The 25,570-nt window shown below is 60.7% G+C and carries 22 protein-coding genes; 5 read left to right on the top strand and 17 right to left on the bottom strand.

Annotated elements, in window-relative coordinates:
* Nucleotides 1–111: 111 nt before the first annotated feature.
* From JI721_RS14875 to JI721_RS14850, 6 genes are all read right to left on the bottom strand, one after another.
* Nucleotides 112–1,254, bottom strand: a complete 1,143-nt coding sequence (locus JI721_RS14875; RefSeq protein WP_274455639.1) for a glycosyltransferase — start codon at nt 1,252–1,254, stop codon at nt 112–114.
* A 97-nt stretch (nt 1,255–1,351) separates the two neighbouring features.
* Entirely contained in the window at nt 1,352–2,794 is a 1,443-nt protein-coding gene (locus JI721_RS14870) for an aldehyde dehydrogenase family protein (protein WP_274455638.1), read from the bottom strand.
* A gap of 28 nt (nt 2,795–2,822) precedes the next feature.
* Nucleotides 2,823–3,218, bottom strand: coding sequence for a hypothetical protein (locus tag JI721_RS14865; RefSeq protein ID WP_274455637.1), 396 nt, complete (start codon nt 3,216–3,218; stop codon nt 2,823–2,825).
* 85 nt (nt 3,219–3,303) lie between these two features.
* Nucleotides 3,304–3,516, bottom strand: coding sequence for a hypothetical protein (locus JI721_RS14860; protein WP_274455636.1), 213 nt, complete (start codon nt 3,514–3,516; stop codon nt 3,304–3,306).
* Complete coding sequence (locus JI721_RS14855; protein WP_274455635.1) at nt 3,513–4,517, bottom strand: NAD(P)-dependent oxidoreductase; 1,005 nt, start codon at nt 4,515–4,517, stop codon at nt 3,513–3,515. The genes JI721_RS14860 and JI721_RS14855 overlap by 4 nt, the downstream gene beginning before the upstream one ends.
* Nucleotides 4,477–4,944, bottom strand: coding sequence for a MarR family winged helix-turn-helix transcriptional regulator (locus JI721_RS14850; protein WP_274455634.1), 468 nt, complete (start codon nt 4,942–4,944; stop codon nt 4,477–4,479). The genes JI721_RS14855 and JI721_RS14850 overlap by 41 nt, the downstream gene beginning before the upstream one ends.
* Nucleotides 4,945–5,232: 288 nt before the next feature.
* Between JI721_RS14850 and JI721_RS14845 the strand changes: the two genes are divergently transcribed.
* Nucleotides 5,233–5,859, top strand: coding sequence for a cyclase family protein (locus JI721_RS14845; protein WP_274455633.1), 627 nt, complete (start codon nt 5,233–5,235; stop codon nt 5,857–5,859).
* 4 nt (nt 5,860–5,863) lie between these two features.
* Here JI721_RS14845 and JI721_RS14840 read toward each other — a convergent pair whose 3' ends face one another.
* The 4 genes from JI721_RS14840 to JI721_RS14825 all read right to left on the bottom strand — a co-directional run bounded on the left by JI721_RS14840 (nt 5,864) and on the right by JI721_RS14825 (nt 11,062).
* Nucleotides 5,864–7,177 carry a glucose-6-phosphate isomerase gene (locus JI721_RS14840; protein ID WP_274455632.1) on the bottom strand — a complete coding sequence of 438 codons (1,314 nt, stop codon included), beginning with the start codon at nt 7,175–7,177 and terminating at the stop codon, nt 5,864–5,866.
* Nucleotides 7,178–7,192: 15 nt separating this feature from the next.
* Entirely contained in the window at nt 7,193–8,650 is a 1,458-nt protein-coding gene (gene zwf, locus JI721_RS14835) for a glucose-6-phosphate dehydrogenase (protein ID WP_274455631.1), read from the bottom strand.
* A 2-nt stretch (nt 8,651–8,652) separates the two neighbouring features.
* Nucleotides 8,653–9,552 (bottom strand): phosphogluconate dehydrogenase (NAD(+)-dependent, decarboxylating), encoded by a 900-nt coding sequence (gene gnd / locus JI721_RS14830; RefSeq protein WP_274457889.1) that lies wholly within the window; start codon nt 9,550–9,552, stop codon nt 8,653–8,655.
* Between the two features lie 100 nt (nt 9,553–9,652).
* Complete coding sequence (locus tag JI721_RS14825; protein ID WP_407654117.1) at nt 9,653–11,062, bottom strand: sugar porter family MFS transporter; 1,410 nt, start codon at nt 11,060–11,062, stop codon at nt 9,653–9,655.
* Nucleotides 11,063–11,214: 152 nt separating this feature from the next.
* Between JI721_RS14825 and JI721_RS14820 the strand changes: the two genes are divergently transcribed.
* Nucleotides 11,215–11,715 (top strand): CBO0543 family protein, encoded by a 501-nt coding sequence (locus JI721_RS14820; protein ID WP_274455629.1) that lies wholly within the window; start codon nt 11,215–11,217, stop codon nt 11,713–11,715.
* 213 nt (nt 11,716–11,928) lie between these two features.
* On the opposite strand, the gene JI721_RS14815 is transcribed toward JI721_RS14820, so the two are convergent.
* The 4 genes from JI721_RS14815 to JI721_RS14800 form a co-directional block, all read right to left on the bottom strand.
* Entirely contained in the window at nt 11,929–16,311 is a 4,383-nt protein-coding gene (locus tag JI721_RS14815) for an LAGLIDADG family homing endonuclease (RefSeq protein WP_274455628.1), read from the bottom strand.
* Nucleotides 16,312–16,433: 122 nt separating this feature from the next.
* Nucleotides 16,434–16,919 carry a transcriptional regulator NrdR gene (gene nrdR, locus JI721_RS14810; RefSeq protein ID WP_274455627.1) on the bottom strand — a complete coding sequence of 162 codons (486 nt, stop codon included), beginning with the start codon at nt 16,917–16,919 and terminating at the stop codon, nt 16,434–16,436.
* Nucleotides 16,920–17,196: 277 nt separating this feature from the next.
* Entirely contained in the window at nt 17,197–18,000 is an 804-nt protein-coding gene (locus JI721_RS14805) for an HAD-IIA family hydrolase (protein ID WP_274455626.1), read from the bottom strand.
* Nucleotides 17,993–18,646, bottom strand: a complete 654-nt coding sequence (locus JI721_RS14800) for a cob(I)yrinic acid a,c-diamide adenosyltransferase (protein ID WP_274455625.1) — start codon at nt 18,644–18,646, stop codon at nt 17,993–17,995. Before JI721_RS14800 ends, JI721_RS14805 begins: the two co-directional genes overlap by 8 nt.
* A gap of 238 nt (nt 18,647–18,884) precedes the next feature.
* Here JI721_RS14800 and JI721_RS14795 point away from each other — a divergent pair, with 238 nt between their 5' ends.
* Nucleotides 18,885–20,321, top strand: coding sequence for a Ppx/GppA family phosphatase (locus JI721_RS14795; protein ID WP_274455624.1), 1,437 nt, complete (start codon nt 18,885–18,887; stop codon nt 20,319–20,321).
* A gap of 21 nt (nt 20,322–20,342) precedes the next feature.
* On the opposite strand, the gene JI721_RS14790 is transcribed toward JI721_RS14795, so the two are convergent.
* Nucleotides 20,343–22,484, bottom strand: a complete 2,142-nt coding sequence (locus JI721_RS14790; RefSeq protein ID WP_274455623.1) for an RNA degradosome polyphosphate kinase — start codon at nt 22,482–22,484, stop codon at nt 20,343–20,345.
* 116 nt (nt 22,485–22,600) lie between these two features.
* Between JI721_RS14790 and JI721_RS14785 the strand changes: the two genes are divergently transcribed.
* On the top strand, nt 22,601–23,449 hold the full coding sequence (locus JI721_RS14785) for an MBL fold metallo-hydrolase (protein WP_274455622.1): 849 nt from the start codon (nt 22,601–22,603) through the stop codon (nt 23,447–23,449).
* Nucleotides 23,450–23,521: 72 nt separating this feature from the next.
* Here the strand turns inward: JI721_RS14785 and JI721_RS14780 are convergent, their stop codons facing one another.
* A complete protein-coding gene (locus JI721_RS14780; RefSeq protein WP_274455621.1) occupies nt 23,522–23,776 on the bottom strand; it encodes a hypothetical protein in 255 nt (84 codons plus the stop codon).
* Between the two features lie 135 nt (nt 23,777–23,911).
* On the opposite strand from JI721_RS14780, the gene JI721_RS14775 reads away from it, so the two are divergent.
* Complete coding sequence (locus JI721_RS14775; protein ID WP_274455620.1) at nt 23,912–24,586, top strand: hypothetical protein; 675 nt, start codon at nt 23,912–23,914, stop codon at nt 24,584–24,586.
* 31 nt (nt 24,587–24,617) lie between these two features.
* Here JI721_RS14775 and dapF read toward each other — a convergent pair whose 3' ends face one another.
* Nucleotides 24,618–25,454, bottom strand: coding sequence for a diaminopimelate epimerase (gene dapF / locus JI721_RS14770; RefSeq protein WP_274455619.1), 837 nt, complete (start codon nt 25,452–25,454; stop codon nt 24,618–24,620).
* Nucleotides 25,455–25,570 lie beyond the last annotated feature (116 nt).

Here is a 25,570-nt window from a genome sequence, read left to right as displayed (position 1 = left end):
GCCAGCGCCTGGGATGAACGCGTACAAATCCAATGACAAATGGGGCACCTGCACCGCAGTGCGCCCCATGTTCGTTCGATTTCCTATGTTCTGCTTAGGTGCCGCGTCTGGCTATGGCTTCACATCTTCGTGCGTCACGCGAATCTTCGGCAGCAACTCGATGCGGTCTGCATCGCTCGGTGCCTTCCAGGTCCAGCGGTTGTTCGCCGTGTAGCTCCAGAGAGTCGCCACGATGATACCAATCAACTGCCCCGCCAACGGACTCCAGTGCAGCCACACAAACCCTTTGACGAACAGCGCAGTGATGGCCAGGCTGACCCCTGAAATGAGCATGAACATCGGAATTTGCAGCGCCCGCCGCCACTTCACGGGATGCGCGTGACCCTTCCAGGTCATGTTGTCATTCCACAGAAAGTTGTGTGCCATCGCGACCAGCGATGCAATCACAGAGGACGGCACCTCGCGCAAGTGGAACACGTACATCATCAGGCTCATCACAGCCAGGTTCACGACCATCCCCAAGCCCCCGACAAAACAGAACAAGTAAAACCGCCGGTCCTCCGGACTGCTCCAGACCAGGCGCACAATATGCCGCACGTAATTCCACTGTTCACGCAGGCTCATTTTCGACTCGCCGGCGTCTCGGTCGACGAATTGGTAAGGCACTTCGTGCACCGTCTGATACCGGCCCTTGACGAGAATCTCCATCAGAATCTTCCAGCCAATCGGGCTCAGGTCGGCGCCCGCCAGCACACTGCGCCGCAGCCCGAAATACCCGCCCGTACAGTCGGAGATGTGCCGCAGCCTGCGAATCGCGACACGCCCCATGGTCCTGGCTGTCCACGAAACCAGTTTCCGGAAAGTGTTCAGGCCGCCGTCCGACCCGCCCGGGACAAATCGGCTTGGGATCACGATGTCGATCCCTTCTGCCAGCCGCTCCGCAATCACCGGCAGCAGCTCCGGTGGATGCTGCAAATCCGCATCCATGACCACCAGGTACTCCGCCGAAGTCCGCGCAAACCCCTCGACCACCGCGGTAGCAAGCCCTCGCGCATCCTTGCGATGCACATAGTGGACCTCCGGATGCGCCGCGGACAGCGCCTCAAGCACCTGCGGCGTGTCATCGCGGCTGTCGTCGATGAACCAAATTTCGTATGTCAGATCCCGACCGCGCAATGCATCCGCGATGCGCGCTGTAATGGTTTGCACGTTTTCGCGCTCATTGAAGGTCGGAATCACAATCCCTAAATGCACCAAGCCACCCCTCTCACGACCCGCGTATCGGCAGTCAACCGACACGGAGGATTCCCAGTCGATTATACCACCGAACCTGCCGTTCGAGATGACAACCTTACCGTTTCTCCGCCAACCTCTCCCAAACTGCTCTGCGGCGCATCAGCGTTCGCATGTCCGGTCCGCCCCACGCCGACTCCGTCCACGCCTGTGCCATCTGCTGGCTGCAGGTTTGGTTCACGAACAAGTGCAGCGCATCCAGCCGTTCCATCGCATCCTCCAGATGGCTGCGCTCATCACTGAACACGGAGGCCACCTGCCCGTTGCCCGCCTGGTTCGCCATCGCAACGGCGGCCGCAAAATCCGGTGCCTCCGTCAGCAGCAGCACTGGCCCCTGCACATCCGATGCCACGGGCTGCGCATTTGCATCGAGATCGCCAACAATTGCGGGTTCCATGAACCACCCCTGTGCGCCGACGGAACGTCCGCCGTACAACAGCCGACCCTGTCGTGCACACGCCGCGAGGTGCACCGCTGCCGCCTCGCGCGCGGCGTCACCCACCAGCGGCCCCATCTGCGTGCGCGCATCCGCTGCATCGCCAACCACCAGTTGCTGCGTCAATTCGACCAGACGGTCTGTCAGGTCTTCGTACACGGCTTCGTGCGCGATGACCCTGGCGCATGCCCCCGGCGCCTGTCCCGCCCAGCCGAACGCCGCACGTACAATCTGCTGAGCCGCTTCCTCCACGGCCGCCTGCTCGTCCACCACCACCGTATCCTTCCACGATGAACCTTGGGGCAGTACGAACTTCGCGTGCGATTTCGCCACGGCCGCCGCGTCATGCAGCGAAGCCGCGGGAACCAAGTTGAGCACACCGTCCGGCAGCCCAGCCAAACGCATCACCTCCAGCCATTTGCTGGCCGTCACAGCCGTCTGCACAGCGGGAATCAGCACAACCGTGTTGCCGGCGGCCATCGCCGCAGCAGCCTGTGCGACCGTCTGTGCGAAGGACTGACGGTCATCTGCGAGGACGACACCCACACCGAGCGGGATGTATCGTTGCTCGTGATCGTCCGTCCCAAGGTACGTCACGGTCACACCCTCGCCCAGACGGAGCGCGCGTTGTCCGCAGGCTTCAAGAGACGCGACGGCACGGCGCGTTTCCTGCGTGGACTCCGCCCACGTCATCCCCGTCCCCAAACAAATCCAGGCGGACAGCATCGTTTGCCGCTGCCGCAGGAAGGCGGCCGCGCGCAGCAGGTACCGTGCCCGGTCGGTGAACGATTGGCGCTTCCAGTTCGCAGCCGCAGCCTTCGCTGCGTCGAGGCCGCGGACCAGCAGACGCGCGTCGCCCATCGACACTTCCGCAACCACCTCTTCGTTCGCAGAGGGATTCCGCGCGAGCAGGCGCTGCGCTGTGAGAATGCGCTCCCCGCCAATTTCCAGCGGGCAGGCTTGTCCAAGCTGCCCGCGCACGCAAAGGAGCTCGCGTTCAAACCCTGTTCTCACGAACGCGTCTTGCAAATCGACGAACGTCGTCTCGGCTGCGCCATCGAGCATTGTCCTATTCCTCCAGTTCTGGTACACATCAGCCCCACCACACCGAGTGGTAGGGCTGCATGGCCCACGCGTCCGACCACCACCCCAGCATGGATGGCAGCGGAAAGTACGGGTAGCCATGCGGATAACTCTGGGAAAATGCCCCCCGACCTGCCCACGCCTCTGCGGGCCCGGCAAAACCGTGCCACGGTCCCGGCCAGGGGGCAGCTTGCCAACCAGCGCCGCCGGACCGCAGCCACCAGGGATAGACGTGCCAGGCACCCTCGGGGCCCCACGGGGTATGCGCCGGCATCCACGGGTCACACGACGTCAGCCAAGGCTCCGTGAGCCAAGGCTGAACATCCCAGCCAGCGCGGCCGTCCGGTGCCCATGGGCCACGCCACAGCACCCCAGCGCCATCGATCCATCCGCCTCCTGGATACAATCCATCCACCCCCGCAACCGCAGCCCGCTCCGGCCCAGACGGTCTTCACCGATCACGGTCAGCGTCGCATCACATCCGCCGCCGTCTAGGGGGCTGCTGGTGCAGTATATGTATCCTTGGCGATCCACTGTGCGGCTTCGAGCAAATTGGCAGCCGCAGCTGTTCGCGCACCGCGGCGCGCACCGCGGCCAGCGCTTCCTCCGTCATGCAGCCGGGGCCGACGCCGCCTTGAATTGACCTCGTGTCGATGGTCATGCATCACGCCATCGCGATCGAGAATCACAGCCCGCCGGGTCACGCACTGCCCCCCAGTTTCGCAACGTGTGCTGCAATGGCCGCCATATCTTCCTCCGCCAACCCATTCGCCAGTGCAGACAAGAACGTTGCGTAGGTTGCGAACAGCGCCGGCGCGGTCGCTGTGACCTCGGCCACCTGGTGCGCCATCAAGCCCAAGTCCTTGACCATGTGCTTCAACGAAAACGACGCCGGATAGCTGCCTTCCACAAAGGAAGACCGTTTCGCACTCAACAGCGGCGACCACGTCGAAGTCGTGGACAGGACGTTCAGAAACTGTTCTCGTCCGATCCCCGTTTTATCAGCGACCGCCATGCACTCCGAGACCGCCTGCAGCGTCATCCCTAAAAACGCGTTGACGCACAGCTTCATGGCTGCCCCGGCCCCCACGTCCCCGATGTGAAAGACGTCTTTCGCCATTGTCTCAAGCAGCGGATGCGCGCGATTGAAAGCGGCCTCGGACCCTCCGGCCAGCACGACCAGCGTGCCCTGTTCGGCAGGTTGTACCGATCCCGACACCGGCGCGTCCATCCACTCAATCCCCCGCCCGGCGAACTCCAGCGCGAACGCCTTGGTTTCATCCACGCCAATGGTGCTCATGTTCACGATCAGCGCACCTTTTTTCAACGCGTTCGCTGCCCCCTCCGCATCGAACAAGACCGTGCGAATCGCGTCTGCGTCAGAGAGCATCAAGAACAGCATGTCGGCGTCCCGCGCCGCCTCCGCAGGCGAACCCACCCGTTCGCACGGACCTATGTCCGACGAGCGGTTGGAACGGTTGTACGCCTTGACACGATAGCCCGCCTTGGCCAGGTTCCGGGCCATCGGCGCGCCCATCTTCCCCAGGCCAATCCAACCCACGTTCACCATCACGTTCAGCCCCCGTTTCGTGTACATCCTTGCCGCGGTACAGCGGGGCACCTGCATGCAGCGCCGCGCCGCACCCCGCACCACACGTCCTCGCTCATTCGGCGTCGTCCGCTTCTTCACCAACCCCGCGTTCAATGAGGTCCACCAAGCGGCCCACGATGCGAATGAACTCCCCTGTATCATGTGCGCCAATCTCGCGAAAGATTTTCTTCATGCGGGCGCTGCGGATTTTCCGGAACTCATCGAGTCGTTGGCGTCCCTGCGCCGTGATGGACACATAGACGACCCGACGGTCCTCTTGCGAACGAATCCGCTCCACCAGCCCGCTGCGCTCCAGTTCGTCGCAGACCTGGGTCACAGCCCCTGGGCTCAATCCGGCCACCTTCGCAATATCGGACGCCTTGGCACGTTCGCACTTGTCCAGATAGCGCAGGATAAAGATTTGGCTCGCCGTCATGTTGGACCGCTTGATCAGCGAATCATGCGCCATCATGCGCTGCAGGCGGGCCATCAAGTCGTCTAATTGCCGCATTTGTACCGAAACCGGATCGTTCGATTCCATAGTTACACTCCTGACTTCGCCGCCGAGCGCTCAGGTCCGTCCAGCGTCGTTCGCACCGCTTGACGGTCCCGCGCTCTATGTCTCTATTCATTTTAGCAGTTTAACATTTTTCTATACAATCCCCCTCCGCGTCCGTTCCGCGCTGCCGCTCCCCGGCGCTGCGTCGAACGGGTGCTCGGCAACAACGGAGGACCGGTTTGGGATTGGCGTTTTTGCGTCAAGATTGATACTGTGAGAGCATGAGACGGCAGACGAGACGAAACACGGAGTGTCAGGAGGTTGTCCGCTGTGGCGGTTTTCTACGATATTAGTTTACCGATTTACGAAGGCATGCCTGTGTACAAGAACAAACCGGAGAAGCAAACCACGTTCGAGACCACCGCTGACTTTTCCTCCGGCACGTCGCATGAAACCAGGATTCACATGGACGCCCACGCCGGCACCCACGTCGACGCGCCGCTGCACATGACGCCGGGCGGTGCAACCATCGAAACCCTCGACGTGCAGCGGTTGATGCGCAATGTGAAAGTCATCGACATGACCCATGTGGTCGACCACATTGCCCTCTCAGACGTGGAGCCCTTGGGCTTGCAGCGCGGGGATTTTGTCCTGTTCAAAACCAGCAATTCGTTTGATCAACAATTTAACGCGGCGTTTGTGTTCATTGCCAAGGATGCTGCGAAGTATCTTGCCGAGGCGGGCATCGACGGCGTCGGCGTCGACGGGCTGGGTATCGAGCGGTCCCAGCCGGGACACGAGACCCACAAGCTTCTGATGGACGCTGGCGTCATCATCCTCGAGGGCCTCGCGCTGCAGGAGGTACCGGCTGGGGAGTACTGGATGGCCGCGCTGCCGCTGCGCCTCATCGGCACCGACGCGGCGCCGGTTCGCGCGGTCCTCTTAGACAAACGCTGACGCCTCAGGCTTGTGCCGTGCCTGGCTTGCCGAGCAGCGCAAACATCTTCTGCTTATAGTTTTCTACGCCAGGCTGGTTGAATGGGTTGACCCCCATCAGCAAGCCGCTCATGGCACAGGCTCGTTCAAAGAAATAGAACAAGGCGCCCAGCGACCGCGCGGACTGGTCCTGCACCTGCACCAGCAGATTCGGTACCCCGCCCTCGGCGTGTGCATGCGCGGTTGCCTGCCGCGCCTTGTCGTTGATCCAGGCCAATTCCTTGCCAGCCAGGTACGCCAGCCCGTCGTCCACCTCCGCGGCTGGCACCCTGACCACTCGTCGGGTGCGCTCGATATGAACGAACGTCTCGAACAGATTTCTGTACCCTTCCTGGATAAACTGGCCCATCGAATGCAAATCGGTCGTATACCCGACAGACGCGGGGAAAATCCCCTTCCCGTTCTTTCCTTCACTCTCTCCAAACAGCTGCTTCCACCACTCCGCGAACGAATGAAGCGACGGTTCGAAGTGTGCCAGCACCTCCGTGACAAACCCCTTGCGGTACAGCGCATTGCGCATCACCGCGTACTGATAGGCGAGGTTGTCTGCCAGCGCACCGGTGCCAAACGCCGTTTCCGCCCACGCAGCCCCTTCCAGCAGTTCACGGACGTCCACCCCAATCACCGACAGCGGCAGCAGCCCCACCGGCGTCAACACCGAATACCTGCCGCCGACATCATCCGGAATGACGAAGGTTTGATACCCCTCTTCCTCCGCGAGTTTGCGCAGCGCGCCTTTCGCGGCGTCTGTCGTCGCCACGATGCGCTGGCGGGTTTCCGCTTCGCCGTAGGTCTGCTGCATCCATGCACGCAGCACGCGAAACCCGATGGCCGGTTCTGTGGTGGTGCCTGACTTGGAAATCACATTCACGTACACCTGCTTGCCCTGCAGCACGTCGAGCAGATCAGAAGCCGCATCCGCAGAAATGTGATTGCCGAAAAAGTAAATCTCCGGGCCGCCCCGCTGTGCCTTGGGCAGCTGGTTGTAATACGCGGGTTTGAGCCATTCGCAGCCAGCCCGCGCCCCCAAATACGAACCCCCAATGCCGATCACGACGAGCGCATCCGCCCGGTCGCGGATGCGCTGTGCGGCCTCCTCAATGTCCGCGACCCCTGCCGCCAGCGTCCGCGAGGCCAAATCCAGCCATCCGAGATAGTCTGCGCCAGGCACCCTCCGCTCCACCAGGTGCTGGTGCAGCGTCGACACAACCGGTGCTGCACTGGTCAACTCCTCATCGTCCAGAAACCCCGTCGTATGCGTCCGGTCAAGCACAATCACGACCGTCCCCTCCTCTCATCCGTTCCACCATCGAAAACCATCCGCCCGAATTAGTTCGTCAGCGGCTGCCGGGCCGGTCGAACCTGCGATATAAGGATACAGCGGCTGATGCTGTTGAAATGCCTCAGAAATCGGATCGACCCACTTCCACGCCAGCGACACCTCGTCCCAGCGTGTAAAAAAGGTCGGATCGTCCGTCATGGCGTCTTCAATCAAGCGTTCGTAAGCCTCCGGCGAATTGCGGGACTCGCGCGTAAAATCAATTTCGCTCGGTTCCACCCGTCCGCTCTCTTCCTGCTCAACATTGATGGAGAGTTCCATCCCCTGCACCGGATTGACATGAATCGTCAACAAATTGGGTGCCAGGCTGCTGTCCTTGTTAAAGAAGAGCTTGTCCGGGATGGATTCGAACTGCACCACAATCTTCGTCATCTTTTCCTTCATCCGCTTGCCTGTGCGAATGTAGAACGGGACCCCCGCCCACCGGAAGTTGTCCACATACAACTTCGCCGCCACGAACGTCTCCGTCGTGGAAGTGGGCGCCACACCCGGTTCGTTCAGATACCCCACCACCTCCTGGCCGCCGACCCTGCCGGAAAGATACTGCCCGCGCACGACGTTTTGGGCAATCTTCGCCTCGTCATACCGCCGCAAAGAACGCAGGACTTTCACCTTTTCGTCGCGAATCGCCTCCGTATTCAGCCGGCTGGGCGGCTCCATCGCGATCAGCATCAACATCTGCATCATATGGTTTTGCACCATGTCCCGCAAAGCCCCGGCCTTTTCATAATACGCCGCGCGGTCTTCCACACCGACCACTTCACTGGAGGTAATTTGCACATTCGAGATGAATCGGTTGTTCCACAACGGCTCGAAAATCGAGTTCGCGAATCGAATGATCTCGATGTTCTGCACCATCTCCTTGCCCAGGTAGTGGTCAATGCGAAACACCTCACGCTCGTCAAAGGCCGCGGACACCTGACGGTTCAACTCCGCGGCAGAGCGGTAATCGTGCCCGAACGGTTTTTCAATGACCAGCCGCTTCCATCCCGTCCCGCTGGTCAATCCCGACGCCTGGAGCTGAACCGCAATGGTGCCGAAGAAGTCCGGCGCCATCGCCAGGTAGAAGAGGCGGTTCTGGGGCAGATGGGCGCGTGCTTCGAGGTCCTCCAGGTATCCCTTCAACGCTGTGTAATCGTCTGCGTTGCCCGCGTCAAACGGAACGTAGTGGAATCTGTCCAGAAATTCGGCCGTGGTTTCATCGGAATCGACCGGATGACGCGAGTATTGATGCAGGGCATCCATGACCAACCCCTGAAAGGCTTCGCGCGAGTACGGGCGCCTGGAGGCGCCAATCACGGTGAACCTGCGCGGCATCTTGCCGTCCCGATGCAGGTTGTATAAAGCGGGCAGGACCTTCCGCTTCGCTAAGTCCCCGCTCGCCCCGAACAAAATAAACGTTTGATCGTCCATCGCTATTCTCCCTTGCGCTCCACAGCGTGTCCGCCAAATTCATTGCGAAGCGCCGCGACCACTTTCCCCGTAAAGGTATCTTCCTGCAGCGAGCGGTTGCGCATCATCAGGGACAACGCAATCACAGGCGCAGGCGTTTGCGTGCGCAGCGCTTCTTCCACCGTCCACAACCCTTCGCCGGATGCGTGCATTACACCGCGAATCGACGCCAGCTTCGGGTCTTTCGTAAAGGCATTCAAGGCCAAGTCCATCAACCAGCCGCGGATGACAGAGCCGTTCGCCCACACACGGGCCACCTGGACGTAGTCAAGGTCAAATTGACTGTTCTCCAGAATCTCAAATCCCTCGCCAATCGCCGCCATCATCCCGTACTCAATACCGTTGTGCACCATCTTCACAAAGTGTCCGCTGCCCGACGGACCCAGATACGCGTAGCCGTTCGGCACGGCCGTGTCGCGAAACAGCGGTTCAATCACCGAAAACTGGTCCTCATCTCCGCCAATCATATAGCATGCGCCGCGGCGCGCCCCCTCCATCCCGCCGGAGGTGCCGACATCGAAGAAGAACATCTGCTCCTGCCGAAACGCTTCGGCCCGCCGCATGCTGTCCTGGAACCTGGAGTTGCCCGCTTCAATCACAATGTCGCCAGGCGACAGGGCCGACCGGAGTTCCGACAGCACGCTGTCGACAAACTGATAGGGCACCATCACCCACACGATGTGCGGCGACGGAATCCGTTCGACCAGTGCGGTGATGGACGCTGCCACCTCCCCGCCTTCGGCCTGGTAACGCGCCATCGCGTCCTCGCTGACATCAAAGGCGGTGACCTGATGACCGTGATCGGTCATATTCAACGCGAGGTTCAACCCCATCTTGCCCAGTCCAATCATCCCGATGTGCATCTTGATTTCCCCTTCATCCAGCGTTTGTTCGGAACGCGTCGTTATACTCAATGTACCGCACTTTCGCCCGCCGGACATCCTCCGCGCGGGGCCTGGCGGTCTACGGCGAAGAAGTGTGGCGGCGGCCCCAGTGCTGCTCAATTTCCTCCAAGGTCCGCTCTTTGGTTTCCGGAACGACCAGCAGGGTGAACAAAAACGCCACAATCGACATCAACCCGAACATCCAAAAGGTCATCGACGGGCCAGCGCTGCCAAGCAGGACCGGAAAGGTCTGTGAAACGAGGTAGTCGGCAGCCCACAGGGCCACAGAGGCAATCGCCGTGGCGCGGCCGCGAATGCGGGTAGGGAAAATTTCCGCGATGACCAGCCAGACCACGGGTCCAAACGAGATCGCAAACGCAGCTACAAACACCAGGATGAAGACCAAAATGAGCGGACTCGACGTGTTACCGGTTTGAAACAGCGCGCCCACGACGACGAGGCTGATGGTCATGACGAATGCGCCGGTCAACAACAGCGCTTTGCGGCCCACTTTGTCAATCAGCCACAGCGAAAGAATGGTGAAGACCAGGTTGTCGAGCCCGACGATGATGGTCTCCGTGAGTTGCGCGTTCGTTCCGGCGCCGGTCTGTTGGAAGATGGACGGCGCGTAGTACATAATGGCATTGATGCCGGTCACCTGCTGCAGCACGCCCAGCACAATCCCAATCACGAGCGCCGCGCGAAACCCGGGTTGCAGCAAGACCCCCAAGCGCCCGGTTTCGCTTTGAATCGACCGCTTCATCTCCTCCATCCGTACTTTCGCTTCACGGGCCCCGTTCAACCGCTCCAGGATGGCGAACGCGCGGTTCGCTGCCCCCTGCTTCAACAGCCATCTGGGACTCTCCGGCACCGTCAGGAGCAGGCCCATGAACACGATTCCCGGAATGATGCCAAGCCCCAGCATCCAGCGCCAGCTGGTGGTCACGTCCCAACGCGGCGAACCCGCGCCCGCAACCCAGCGGTTGACGAAGTAAATCGCGGAGATGCCGATGACGACCGCCAGTTGGTTGAGCGACACCAGCCGTCCCCTCAGGTGTGCCGGCGCGATCTCGGCGATATAAATCGGCACCAGCGTAGACGACACGCCGATGCCGGCGCCGCCCACGATGCGCGCGGTGACGAACCACCCCATGTGGTTCGACAGCGCCGATCCGATGGAACCCACAGAGAACAGGATACCCGCAACAATCAGCATCTTCTTGCGGCCGAAGCGGTCACTCAACGACCCAGCCGCCGCTGCGCCGAGCACCGCGCCCACGGTCAAGCACGAGACCGCCCAGCCCTTCATGAAGTTGCTCAAATGAAAGAGGGCTTGCATGAACCCGATGGCACCGGAGATAACAGATGTATCATACCCGAACAACAACCCGCCGACAGCCGCCACGATGGATACGAGGGTGACAAAGCCAATGTGGATGCCGTCCTCCCCGCGCTGCACATCGAGACGGTCATGGTCATCCGAACCCACCGCCAAACAAACACCTCCCGCAAGGTCCAACCATGTCGCGCTCATCATCTGCGCTTTCGGGGACGGCTATGCATCCACGCAGGGTGCCGTTCAGAATAAGCCGTGCGCATTCGGCACAAACTTCCACAAAACGAATAAGAAGGAATTTGTGGATGCACATCGTCATCGCCATTTGCGCACTTCTGCTCGCCTGGCAAAGGGGAGACTGGAGACACATCGCCGCCTACCACAAGACCATCCTCTACGTTGCGGTGGCGACCCTCCTTTATGAGTTCATCACAAGGGACTATGCGATGTGGGACTTCCAGCCGGACAGGCTGTTGCCGACCCACACACTCACGGACCTTCTCTATGTATTCATCAGTCAACCCTGCGCCGTCTTGGTGTACCTGTCCAATTACCCGCGCCAACCGATGCAGCAGGCTATCCATATGCTGAAGTGGATCGCGATTTTCCTCGCCTTGGAATGGGTTGAGCTTCGCATGGGCAGAATTCGCTACGCCCACGGGTGGGACATCGGTTGGAGCCTGCTCTTTGACTGCATCATGTTTCCGATGATTCGCCTGCACCACAGAAAGCCGCAGTGGGCTTATCCCCTGTCAGTGGTCATTGTGGTGTTTTTTCTTTGGAAGTTTCACGTACCGCTGCCCTAAAGCGCGAGGTTCACGGGTGGATTGGACAGGACAATGGCACAAGGAGTTTAATTCCTGATAAAAAAACGCAACGCGAAGAAAATCGTGCCGTGCCTGATCCTGTCTTCAATTCTCCTTACCCGGATACCGTGAAACCGGCATATGCATGTGCATACGCCGGTTTCCCTTCATTTCACTGTATTTATACAGCATCAATCTCGGCGCAGTACCCCACTAACACTTGCTGTACCCGCACGCCTCACACTCGTAGCAGCCACCCGTGTGGACGAGCGCATGCTGATGGCAGTTTGGGCACAAGTCCTTGCCGATGGTGTACGAACGCAAACCCTGCGGTGCATCGGTGTGTCCGGCACTGGCTTGCGGTTCCGCAGATGCGCTCTGTTCCGCCGTGGACGCCCACTCGGAGAACGCAGCTTTGCGAAGCGGGAAGGTCTCGGAGTGTTCAATCAGGGCCTTGGCGATGGCGTCGGGCACAGAGGTAATCCGCTGGCTCCCGAAACCGACGGCATTGGACCCGCCAATCCCCGAGAAGTGACGCACCAGCTCCGCTTCCTTGTTGGGATTCCGGGAATCGCGCAAGTACAGCGTAATGGCGCGGCCCAGCGCCTCGTTGGAAGCGTACACGTCACTGCCGGCCTTCCCGATGTTCACGAACATCTCCAGCGCGACATGCTCTTCCGGGTCGTCGTTAATTGTGATGTATGCCTTCCCAAGCGGCGTGTCCTTGCGGTAGGTCGCGCCGTACAGAACCGCTGGCCGCTTGCGTTTTTCATACGGCACATGGCTGGACTTCTTCACCGGTTGGACCGCGGCAGCAACCTGCCCTGCTGCTGCGGCCGCCCCGCCTTCCTGCCCAACAGACCCAGACTCCGGCTGCTGCTCACCCGCAGCTTTCGATTCCTCTTCTTTCAAGGACAGAACCTGCTCACTGCGCGACCCGTCGCGATAAATCGTGATGCCCTTGCAGCCCAGTTCGTAGGCCAAATCGTACAGCCGCTTCGTATCCGCCACCGTGTAGTTGTTCGGGGCGTTACACGTCTTCGAAATCGAGCTGTCGATCCATTTCTGCAGGGCGCCCTGGACACGGACGTGATCTTCCGGCGTGAGTTCCATCGCGGTTTGGAAGTACGACGGCAGCTCCGTGGTGCCCGGATGCGTATCCATGTACTCCTGGACAATCGTCGCATTTTCCTCAAACATGCCAAGCCGGGAGTTGCGGAAGTACGACCAGGCGTAGTACGGCTCACAGCCCGTCGAACACCCCACCATGGTGCCGGTGGTGCCCGTGGGCGCAATGGTCATGGTGGTCACGTTGCGCACGCCGTGCGCCCGAATCGCTTCCACCACATGTGGGCGTTCGGCCGCCATTTGGCGCATATAGCCGGACTGCAGAAACTTGTCTGCGTCAAAGGCCGGAAACGGACCGTTTTCCTTGGCCAGCTCCACAGACTCCAGATAGCACCATTCGGCCATCATCCCCATCAGCACGTCGATGAAGTGCACCGATTCCTCCGATCCATAGCGCATGCCGCAGAACAAGAGCAGGTCGTGCAGTCCCATGATGCCAAGGCCCACGCGCCGCTCGGACATCTGGTTGATGCGGTTGGCTTCAAACGGATAGTAGGTCGCGTCAATGACCGCGTCCTGGAAGCGCAGTCCGCTGCGCGTGGTCTCTTCAAGCTCCTCCCACTTCACGTGATGCAGGAGGAAGTCTGTCTTTTCCTCATCGAAGTACTTGGACAGCCAGCCGCGAATGACGGCTTCCTTCTCTGGATTCTCAAACTCGATGCGCTCCCCGGAATCCTCGAACCCAGCCGCGAACCGGCTCAGCACCACGGCGCCAAGGTTGCAGATGCCGTTCGCCGGCAGTGGCTGCTCACCGCAGTTATGCGCCACCATGCCCTGTGCGATGAGGGAGTGGGTGACCGGCTCATGGATGTCGTACACAGGGACTTCTTCCGCCGGAACGACGACCTGAACCGCGCTTTCGAACTTTTCCATGCTCCTTGACGGACGTGCAATCTTCGTCAGGCGGGCCTGCTTGCGGGAGATGAGGTGGAACCCAATCTCCTGGTGAAACACGTCCAGGTTGTTGCCGCTGATGACGAGCTCATAGTGCGCATGGGCATCGTACGTCGTTTCCGTCCCAGCTTTCGATACGTACGTACATTTGCGCTGGCTGCGCTTGGGTCGGTCGTACACCTTGCTGTGGATGCCGAACTGCAGCAGCAGAAGCTGTACATCCTGGAGCAGCGCCTTGGACGCAGATGACAAACGCACGGTCCGATGCCACTCATCCGTGTCTCCGACCGTTCCATCTGCACTGAACAACGCCTGCAGATAGGCTGTGACGGTCTGTCTTGTGGACTGATAAATGACCTCTGGGACCCGTTTCTCATGCGCTCGGACAGGCTTTACCCCAAACGCCAGCAGTCGCTCGCGAAACGCCTTGTGTTTCCACGTGATTTGTCGGACGCCATTGGGCCGCGTGGTCACGTGAGCGTCTGATCCGCTCAACTGGTTGCCGACGGCAAGCAGTCGTTCTACCGCTTCATCATCCTCTTGCCCAAAGACAAGGCCGACCTGCCCATTGGTCGAGATCCACCCGTCACCGGTCAGCCATCCCAAGAACCAGCCCCACGCTTCCCCGAGCGCGTCGCGTGCCGGGAACAGTCCTTGCCCGGACTGCACGTACACGACATCTTCCGGCGTCAGCAACCCGGCTTCCTTCCAGCCGGACCGAGTCAGCAAGCGGTGGTCCGGGGTGACCTTCAGTTCCATCCCGTTTTCGAGCACAACACGTACCGTCGGTTTGGTGCCCGTCGGAAACACAATGCCTTCACGCACCGTGGTACCGACAGAAGCGTACGACCGGCCGTTCACGACGCGGGACGCAACCCACGTACGGTCGTCGGACACCAGCTTGAACGATTGTCTTCCGACGCGTTGATACAAATCTTCAATGCGAATCAACCCGAATTCCGTCGCCACGCGCGTGTCTGGATGGAAGCATGGATTCGTCGCCACCAGCGGATTGAAGTAGTAGGAGTTGGACATCCGGTTGGCACGGCCCAGGAACACCACACCAGGCTCCGCCGATTTCCACGCGGAAGTTACGAGTTCGTCCCACAGCTGGTCCGCTGGCAGTTCCTCCGTCACTTCGAAGGTGCGCTGTTCGTCCAGCCACCGGTCAAAATCGCCGTCAAAGGACGCCACTTCGCCTTGCGGCACAAACCCCAGCTGCCACATTTCGCCGTTCTGTTTAGCCTCCATGAAGCGTTCCGATACACCCACCGAGATATTCGCCCCGGTGATGACGCCATCCACCTGCTTGCAGCGAATGAACTTGAGAATATCCGCGTGGCGGTCGTTGAGAATCAGCATCAGTGCGCCGCGGCGCGAACCGCCCTGCAGTGTCAACTGACATCCGACGCTCATGATTTCACCGACGCCGACAGGTCCAAATCCATCACCGAACACCTGATTGCCCTTGTCGTACAAGAGGCCCCAGGAGTATGCGCCTGAGCTTCGGCCATTCACGCCGCGGACGTAGCTGTACCGAGGCCGCAGCGACGAAAGGACGACCGAGACCCGCTTTCCTTCTAACATGCGCTCCCACATGTCTCCGAGCGCGGACGCAATCGTGCTGCGCTGGTCGCCTGGATAGACGACGCTCCCGACAATGTCAGAAACAATCAGCACCCCGTGCTGGAGCATCTGGTCGTACAACGCCCGAGCGGACACCGTTTCGCCCTCGACAACGGGAAGCCCTTCGGCGATCCAGTCTTCCAACCGGCCCGTCCAGCGTTCATCGTACCCTTCGACACTGGTCTCCGGGAACTGGAAGGTCCACTGTGCATCTTCATCCACGGCGCGCAAAAACTCGCGCGTGACGCGCACCACCTTGGTGCTGTGCGGATACGCCGTTTCCAGAAAATCCGGCAGGTCCGCATGCCACACGTCGAGCACCAGATGCAGCTGGCTTGTACGGGGCTCGCTCGCCACCGGCACAAGTGTCCCTTGTGGCGGGATGCGGGACAGGTTCATGCCGACACCGCCGCTACGCGCCTGGATTTCCAGGGTCTGACCGAACGACTCGGCATAGTCGCGCAAAGTGGGTCCGACGCTTGGAATCACGAAGCAGTTGTAGCTCGTCGTCTGCATCCCGGTGCCGAGGGACGCGTTGATTCGCCCGCCGGGGACATAACGCCACCGGCTCTGCAGCTGATAGAACTTCTCCTCCCACAGTTCCGGATGCTTGGTGACGGCCGCTGCGCCCTTTGCCACACGGCGCCACATCTCCCGCGGACTCGTCTCCAGCAGCACGTCGACCTGCTGAACCGGCAGCACCTCCCGGGTGCCATCCTTCAGTTCAACCGTCACCTGGCTGGCTTGCTCGTCGATCTCGACGACCCGCGCGAGTTCGTGATAGGCCCGCTTCTTGTCGAGCACAGCCACCACCAGGGCTCCAACCTTCAAGGTCTCTTTTTTCACGTCTTTCAACAGATAACGGTCAGCGACAATGCGCTCTCCAGTGGTTCCCAGCCAATCTTCTGCCGTAAATGGCAGCATGCTTTGTTCGACAGTTTGTCCCATGATTCGACTCCTCTCACAGACGTACAACCCTGTCCACGCAAAGGCACCCCGCAGCGGCGCCTCCCAGGCGCAATCGCACAGGTCCGCTCTTCATGCGGAAAACACGCAGTCCAAAAACGTGCTTATGTACTTTCCTGCTGCTTGTCAGAAGTTTCACTCAACAATGCCAGCACTTCTTTCGCCAGCGTCGCTACATCGCGGAACTCCCTGTACACGCTCGCAAACCGCACATAGGCGACCCCGTCCAGCTTTCGCAACGCTTCCATCACACGCTCGCCGATCGCGGAGGAAGGCACCTCGCGGTCGTATTCCAACCGCAGCTCGCGCTCAATCGTGTTGACCACCGTCTCCAGCTGCTCCGTCGAAATCGGGCGTTTCTCGCAGGCCTTGGCCAGCCCGCGATAGAGTTTTTCGCTGGAAAAGGCTTCGCGGTCGGCGTTTTTCTTGATGACCATGAGCGGCCGCTGCTCCACCCGTTCATAGGTTGTGAAGCGGCGCGCGCAAGCCTCGTTCGCGCACTCGCGGCGGCGGCGAATGGTCGTCCCGTCATCACTGGTGCGCGACTCCAGGACGCGTGAATTTTCTGCCTCGCAATAAGGGCACCGCATGATGCTGCCGTCTCCTCGTCGTGTTCCAAGGTTGTCCGAGCACAATCACCGATTGTTCGGAACGCCCCGCTCCAAGTAACTACATGTAGCGCAATGAACTTTCACATCGACGATTATACACACTAGATATGTGGCTATCAAGACGGCCCATGCCCGCACCGCCCACCCGCAGACCGCTGATTTCTCCGCGTGGGACAAGGCAGAACGGGCGATCGACAGTATCTGTTCCGTCCCAAAATATTTTTCGACATCCGGGCGCACGCCGCGCCCTGAGCCCTTATCGAAACAGGTCCGCCACCGAATCGCACCGCGCATCCGGCGTGACAACCCCCGTCTCATCCACCGCGGGCGCAGCCGTCACCCCCGTGCCGACCCAGATGGTGTACACGCCAGCCGAACGCCCAGCGGCGATGTCGGTCGCCAGGTTGTCGCCGACGAGCACCGCCTCCGCTTCGGACGCCCCAAACCGCTGCAAGGCAAACCGCACGAAGGCTTTGTTCGGTTTGCCCGCCACATATGGCTCGATGCCGGTCGTCGCCGTGACCAGCTTGCCGATCGCGCCGTTGCCTGGCACGAATCCATCCTCCATCGGCACCCGCAGGTCGCCGTTCGTCAACACATACGCGCCAAGCCGCTCGACATGCCGGCAAAACCACGCCAACTTTGGGTATGTCACCGCCCGGTCCAGGCCCATCACGGCAGCCCTGACCCGACGCTGCGCCTCGGCCGCGTCGTCCATCGCGATCGGCATCAACCCGGCGACCTCGAGCGCCTGCCGCAACCCGTTCATCCCGATGTACGCGACACAGGCCCCCCGTTCGAACTGCTTTGCAAGTACGTGCGCGGCCGCCTGCGCCGCGGTGCACACCTCTTCGGCCGTACACGCAATGCCGCAGGCCCGCAGCATCGCGGACACCTCGTCCGGTGTGCGCGTCGCGTTGTTGGTAAAAAACACGGGCTGCATCCCCCGCCTGCGCAGCCGCTCGACAAACGCGGGCGCGCCGGGAATCGCGTGCGTCCCCAGGCACAGCGTCCCGTCCAAATCGAGCAGGGCCACCCGCCACGCTGGATGACTATCCATGTTGTTCCTCCTCCGATAGTGCCGCGTGCGACGATGGATTCGACTCTGCCGGTTGATTCGACTCTGCCGCTTCAGGAAACAGGCGCACCTTCTCCGCCTGAAAATCCACGGTCGGTTCGTCTGTCCCGGTCCTGGCGTTCACCACCCGCGCCATGGCGAACAACAAATCGGACAAGCGGTTCAGGTACTTCTGCAAGAGCGGCGGCACCGGCTCGACGCGCCCCAGCGCCACGACCTCCCGCTCCGCCCTGCGGATCACGGTTCTCGCATGGTGGAGCATTGCCGCCCCCACTTGCCCCCCTGGCAGCACAAACTGATGCAGAGGCGGCACCTGCGCCCACAGCGCGTCAATCATCCGCTCCAGTTCCTGAATGTCGGTCTGGGTGATGTGCGACTCCGTCTGCCGGTCCTCAGGGGTCGCCAAATCACGCCCGACATCAAACAAATCACGCTGGATGCGCCATCCAATCGCCCGCACGTCCTCCATGGGCGCAGCCGCCGGCAAGGCCGCCAGCGCCACCCCGAGGACCGAGTTCGCCTCGTCCACCGTGCCATAGGCCCGAACCCGCAGCGCATCCTTATCAATCCGGCGGCCATACACGAGACTGGTTTGACCGCCGTCACCTGACCTTGTGTAAATTTTCATACAGCATCCTCCCCTGCGGGCATTTCCGTACAGGCAGCCAGAAGCTTGACCGCGCCCCGCCCTGGTTCGCTACGTCTACCGTAGCACCCACAAGGCCTTGCCGCAATCTCGTTCAACTTGACGCGTCCCGCCCCTTCAAGCAAAATGTCATGGAAAGAAGACGCGTTCCCAAAGACTGCCGACGCGCAGGGAGCTGCCGTCCGGCGTCCCGCGCGAATCCGATAAATGTGGTGTATGTATGAACCGACTTGGCATTATCGATCTCGGGTCCAATTCGGCCCGTCTGGTCATCTACGTCATCGGCGAACAAGGGCAGTATCGGCCGTCGTTCCGCCTCAAACGAAACACCCGGCTGGCGCATTACCTCGATGCAGACAAGGGCCTGTCGGAGGCCGGCATCGACCGGGCCATCCGCGATGTTTCCGCATTCCGCAGCGCCGGACAGCAGTTCGGCATCCAGCAGTGGATCCCGGTGACGACCGCCGCGATCCGCCAAGCCGCCAACCGCGCCGAGGTCTTGGGGCGGCTGCAGGACCACACTGGACTCACCTTCCGTCTGCTGACGGGCGAGGAGGAGGCGTGGTACAGCTACCTGGGTGTCATCAATACGATGGACATTCGCGATGGGCTGTTCGTGGATATCGGCGGCGCCAGCACGGAGGTGATGCAGGTTCAGAACCGGCAGCTGGTCCACGCCGTCAGCATTCCCTTCGGCGCGCTGACCTTGACCCGGCGGTTCCAGCAGGTGCCGCAGGCGCAGCAAACGCAGGCCATCACCAAGTTCATGAAGGATACGTTTGCAGACCATGCGTGGATTCAGGGGTGTTCGGGACTGCCGATTGTCGGCATCGGCGGCACCGCGCGCGCCGTCGCCAAAATCGCGCGCCAAATGCACGCGACCGAGATGAACCGGTACCACGGGTACGAGATTGACGAGGCGACCCTGGCAGGCATTTACGGCGCGATCGAAAAAAGCTCGGTTCAAGAGCGGCAAAAACTGGGGAAGCTTTCCGACACACGGGCCGAGATGATTCACGCCGGCGTTGCGGTCATTCGCGCCTTGGCAGACAGCATCGCAGCGCCGCGGTTTCTGGTCAGCGGCAGCGGGCTGCGCGAAGGACTGTTTTATGAACACCTGTTTCAAACCCGCGAGACCCCGGTGCTGAACGACGTCAAACAGCACAGCGTTCACAACATGCTCACCTTGTTTGATGTCAACCCAGACCTGGCGGCACAGGTGGCAGACTGCGCCGTACATCTGTTTGACGCGCTGTGCCCTCTGCACCATCTCGGCCCATCGGTGCGCGAGCTGTTGTACTACGCAGCCATGACGGATATGATGGGGACCTACATCAACGCGGAACGGTACACGACCCACACGCATTATTTGCTGTGGTCTTCGCACCTGTACGGCTTTACACAAACGGAATTGTCGACCATGACCCAGATTCAGACGGGCAAAGGACCAAAGACGAACCGCCGGCTGCATCTCTTCATACAACTGGCCAAACGACTCGTGTGGGAAGGCGGCTGGCGGGCAGAACACCTGCACTTCCTCTTGACGGGCAAAAAGCTCACGATATCCCCTGCTTCGGGCGGTCCGCTTGCCATCGACCTGAACGGAGTGGCCAAAGGCCTCCACAAACGGTTCGGCGTCACGCTTCAGGTGCCATGAGCCGAACGACAAACTCACCGTTTACACAACGGTGACTGGAATGAGCGGCCGAGGCCCCTCGGCCGTACGCTCCTGTGCACACTGGTGCGCTTCCTCGTAGAAGTACTGCTGACTCGACAGCGTCTTCCCTTCCTCCACGACCATTTCATACACGCCGTCCGAACGCAGGCGGTAGCGGTTCACGTTGTCTGCCAACTGAATCTCGAGGATGTGACGCAGCCGCTCCTGCAGGTTGTGCTGCAGGACGGGGAACAGAATTTCCACTCGGTTAATCATGTTGCGCGTCATCCAGTCTGCGCTCGACAGATAGAATCTTTCTTCTCCCCCGTTCCGAAAATAGAAAATGCGGCTGTGTTCCAAAAAGCGGCCGACAATGCTGGACACGCGGATGTTCTCGCTGACGCCCGGAAGCCCCGGCCGGAGGCAGCAGATGCCCCGCACCAGCAAGTCAATCTGAACCCCCGCCAACGACGCTTCGTACAGCGCCATGATGATGTCCTTGTCGGTCAGGGAATTCATCTTCGCGATGATGCGTCCCGGGTGCTCCGGTGTGGTTTTCTCAATTTCATTGCGGATGAATTGAAGGAACGCAGACTTCAGCCCGTGCGGCGCCGTCACGATTTGGCGCCAACTCGGCGTCATCCCGTAGCCCGTGAGATGATTGAAAAACTCCGATGCATCATAACCGAATGCCTCGTTGGCCGTGAACAAGCCAATATCCGTGTACAATCGGGCGGTTGCCTGGTTGTAATTCCCTGTGCTCAGGTGCACATAGCGGCGCAGTTCGGCGCCTTCGCGGCGCACCACGAGCGTAATCTTGCTGTGCGTTTTAAGTCCCACCAGTCCGTAAATCACATGACAGCCGGCTTCCTCCAGCTTTTTCGCCCACACAATATTGTTTTCTTCGTCAAAGCGCGCTTTCAGTTCGAACAGGACCGTCACCTGCTTCCCGTTTTCCGCGGCGCGCGCCAGCGCCTCCACAACGGGGGAATCGCGGCCCACCCGATACAGGGTCTGTTTGATGGCCAACACGTCCGGATCGTCCGCAGCCTGACGGACCAGATGAACCACGGGTTCGAACGACTCGTACGGGTGAAAGACCAGGATGTCCTTGTGCTTGATGGCATCGAAAATTTCCATTTCCCCAATCAAGTCGCGCGGCGGCTGCGGCAGCTGAGGCGGAAAACGCAGGTGGTCAAACCCGGGCAGCGCATCAAAGCGCGACAGGTAGGTCAAATCAATCGGACCCGAAATCCAGTAAATATCATCCTTGGACAGCTCCAGGCGGTCTTTGAGAAACGCCAGCAGCCCCCGGCCCATGCGGTGCGAGACTTCCAGGCGAACTTCGTCGCCCCGCTGGCGCTTCTTCAACTCCTTTTCAATTTCCTCCAGCAGGTCCTCCGCATGCTCCTCGTCCACCGAAATATCGCCGTTTCTTGTGATGCGGAAACAAGCGGACTCGAGCACTTCGTGGCCAGGAAACAAGGCCTCGAGGTGCGCGCGAATCACTTCTTCCAGGAGGACGTAGGTCAATCCCCCGGCGGTCGGCACTTCCACACACCTGGGCAGCACGGAAGGCACAGGAACCACCGCGTACAGCAAGTCATCTTCGGCTTCCAATGGATCGACCGCCGCAGACACCTGTGCCGACGCGTCGACCTTCAGCAGCGCCGCGATGTTGAGTCCCTTGTTGGCAAGGAGCGGAAACGGGTGACTGGCGTCCACCGCCAGCGGCGTCAACACGGGGAACACGTGCCGATGAAAATAGTCCGTGACCACAGCCCGCTGCCGCCGCGTCAGCCGAGCCGGTGTGCGAAAGCGAATCCCCTCCCGGCTCAGGGCTGGCACCAGGACATCCCGGTACACCTCATACATGCGTTTCACTTGCACATGGGCCTGGCGGGCGATGCGGGCGAGCTGCTCCGCCGGTTTCATTTGCGTTTTGTTGTCCGGCTGCGCATAGCCAATCTTGACCTGGTCCTTGAGTCCCGCGACACGCACCATAAAAAACTCGTCTAGATTTGACGCTGTGATCGACAAAAATTTCAGCCGTTCAAACAGCGGATTCTCTCGACGCTCCGCCTCCGCCAGCACGCGCTCGTTAAACGCAAGCCAACTGAGTTCCCGATTGAAGAAGTATGTTCGGTCATCGAACTTGTTCATGGTCTCGAACCCCGTTTGCGTAGCAGAATCCCTTGCCATAAATTATAAGTGATCGACCGCGGCCATGACCATACTGGAGGCGATGGTTGCCTGCCGCTCTCCGAGGGGGTACGAAGATGCAGATTTCTTCCGAGTCACTGTCCGAGCATGTCGTGCGAGTCACGATTCCGACGCCAACGCTCCCACCGGCCTTTTCCACTAACACATACCTTGTCCACCATTCCGGCGAAGCAATCCTGGTGGATATGGGCAGCCGCGAGCCCACGCTCGTGGACGGTGTGCTGACGCTGCTGGAGCAGCACCACATCCACACCGTCAAGGGGGTGGTCGCGACGCATTATCATCGCGATCATACAGACGGGCTGGTCCCGCTTGCCCAGGCTGCCGCGTCGGTCCCGTTTATCCACCCGGTCGACCTCGCAGGTGCCCGGCGAACGCTGGATGCAGAAGCCGAGGCGCTGCGGGAGATGCCCGCCGCATTCCAAGTCGGCACGCTGTCGGTCCGCGTCGAACATCGCCCGGGTCACACGCACGGGCACATCCATCTGCTGATTCCGGACGACGGGGTGATTTTGGTGGGTGACCACCTGGCCGGAGAAGGGTCGGTGTGGATTGGGCCTCCGGACGGCCACATGCAGGACTATTACACCGCGCTGGCCGCCATCCGCGACAGCGGCTTTGAAATCGCAGGCCCCGGCCACGGCCCGGCCTTGCGAGACGCCGCGGCAGCAGCAGGAGCCCTGCTGGCGAGACGGCAGTCCCGCGAGGATGCCATTGCGGCCCTCGCCCGCGGCACCTGGCTGTCCTTGGACGAACTCTACCAGCACATCTACGGTGCCAACGTCCATCCCGGTGCGGCAGGCGTCGCGAAGCGGACCTTGCGGGCCCATGTCCAGCACATGTTGGACACGTCGCGCTTACAGCGTCAGTATGTGCCTGGACGCGGGTTTGTCTACCGCAGCTGAAACCCGGTTCACCTGCGTTCGCACGCGGCCCGAAGCGCCATCCACCGCGCGCAAAACACCACTTCCGAAGCGCTAGACACCTTGCACATTGAGGTTCGCGTTGCCCTTGAGGTCCTGGTCGAGAATGGGCGCATCAATGAGGTCCGGGTCGAGGTACACGCTGAACATCGACGACGTCAGGTTAAAGTCTCCCATGACGAAAGCGCTGGCCAGCTTTGTCACGGAATGTGCGTCCCAGCCGTTCTGCATATTCTGGCCAAACCACACACCTGCGTTATTGGTCTGTGCTGCGATTTTGATGCCGCCAAAGCCAATCAACACGGCCACCCTGCATCCCCCCTCGCCTAGACAGCGTATGCGCGCGGGGGGTACTCTAGTGACGATGTCATTTTTTCTACGATGATCACATGTCAGGTGGAACCATTTCATTCAAGCCCGATTCGGGCGGAAGGCGTGTGCGGTTTGACTGCGACCTCAATGTTGGAGTACTGGCGTACCCTGGTTCGGCTGTGCACAGGATGGAACGAAGTACATCGCGCGCTTGATACGCCGCTGGCGGATGCCGTCGTCAGATCCCGGTGGTTCACAAGTTGGTCCGCCGCTGTCCTGCTCGCCAGCGTTTCGGTGTCTTATCACCCGTGGTGGCGGCGCGTCTGGCAGCGCCACATGCTGGGCTTGCTGCCGGCGGGTGCCCGCTGGGCCGTGGTCGTCCTCGGCGTTGCTGCGGCCGTCGCCGCATGCATGTGCGCCGCCTATGGCTTGTTCCGGATGTATACCTTGGTTGGGCACGTCCTCACCGTCAACGTGTTCAAGACACGGGGTCAGCGCCTGCGGCTGCTGAATGTCCAAACCGTTCTGCTGCCGTTATGCACTCCGGCCGGCGCGGGGATTGTGCTGCTTCGATTTGCGCACATCCTGGGCCTCAGCGTGCTGGCCGCCGTGCTGTGCTATGCGATGGTACTGCTCTCCTACGGCTACAACCTGATTTTTCACCGACAGGGTCTGCGCGGCTTCCTGTTACTCATCGAAGGCACCTTGCTCACTTGGTTCGTACTGGCCATCGGTGCGCTGGCCATCGCCGTCGCGCTGGCGGTCATCGCGTTCTTTGTCGTGCTCGTGTTGCGCGCATTTCGCTGACGTGTACCAAGTTCACTGGCGGGCACGCAGGTCATGAACGAGGGTATTCGCCTGTCAGGACTTCGACGGCTTCACCGGTCATCCACACGTGCCCGTCCTTCATCTCAATCTCCAGGTCGCCGCCCAGCAGGTGAACCGTAACGCGCCCCGACAGCAATCCCCGTTTGACGCCTGCAGCGACACTCGCGCAAGCCCCTGTGCCGCACGCATAGGTAATCCCAGACCCGCGTTCCCAAACTCGAAAGTCCAGTTCGTGCTGCCCGCGCGGCGTGACAAACTCGACGTTGACGCGGTTCGGAAAATCCGGGTGCCGTTCGATGTGCGGCCCAATCTCCGCCACCGGCAGCGAAACGGCATTTTCCACAAACGCCACGAAGTGCGGGTTGCCGACGGATACCAGCTGCCCTTCAAAGGTATCTTCACCTACCGCGATCACGGCGGCATCCCCGTTCGCTGCACCCAAGTAGCCCACCGCCGCTGGCCCGAACATGGGAACGCCCATATCGACGGTCACTCGCCCCACCTTGCCGTTCGCGCCGCGATGTGCGTACGCCTCGACAATGCCTCCCTTCGTTTCAATCGTGAAGGAATTCGACCCGACATACCCGTGTTCCACCGCATACTTCGCGACGCAGCGCAGCCCGTTGCCGCAGTTCTCCGCCTCGGAGCCGTCCGCGTTAAAAATCCGCATCCGTACGTCCGCCGCCTCTGACGGTCCAATCAGAATCAACCCGTCCGACCCAATCCCCTTGCGGATGTCGCTCACCGCAATCGCCAGGGACGGGAGTTCCTCCTCCCGAAGGGATTCTTCGAATGTACTCACATAGATGTAACAGTTGCCAAGTCCATGCATTTTCGTGATTTTCATGGGTATCCCCCCGAACCATCCGCAACAGCCATATGGCTCCTAGTGTACCTGCCAGCCGCCGCGTCGTAAAGAAATCTGCCGCGGCTGCGGCCGAAACACAGGCGCTTTGCACAATC

It is taken from the genome of Alicyclobacillus cycloheptanicus (genome assembly GCF_028751525.1).
GTDB lineage: Bacteria > Bacillota > Bacilli > Alicyclobacillales > Alicyclobacillaceae > Alicyclobacillus_L > Alicyclobacillus_L cycloheptanicus.
This window is presented reverse-complemented; position numbering and strand designations above follow the sequence as displayed.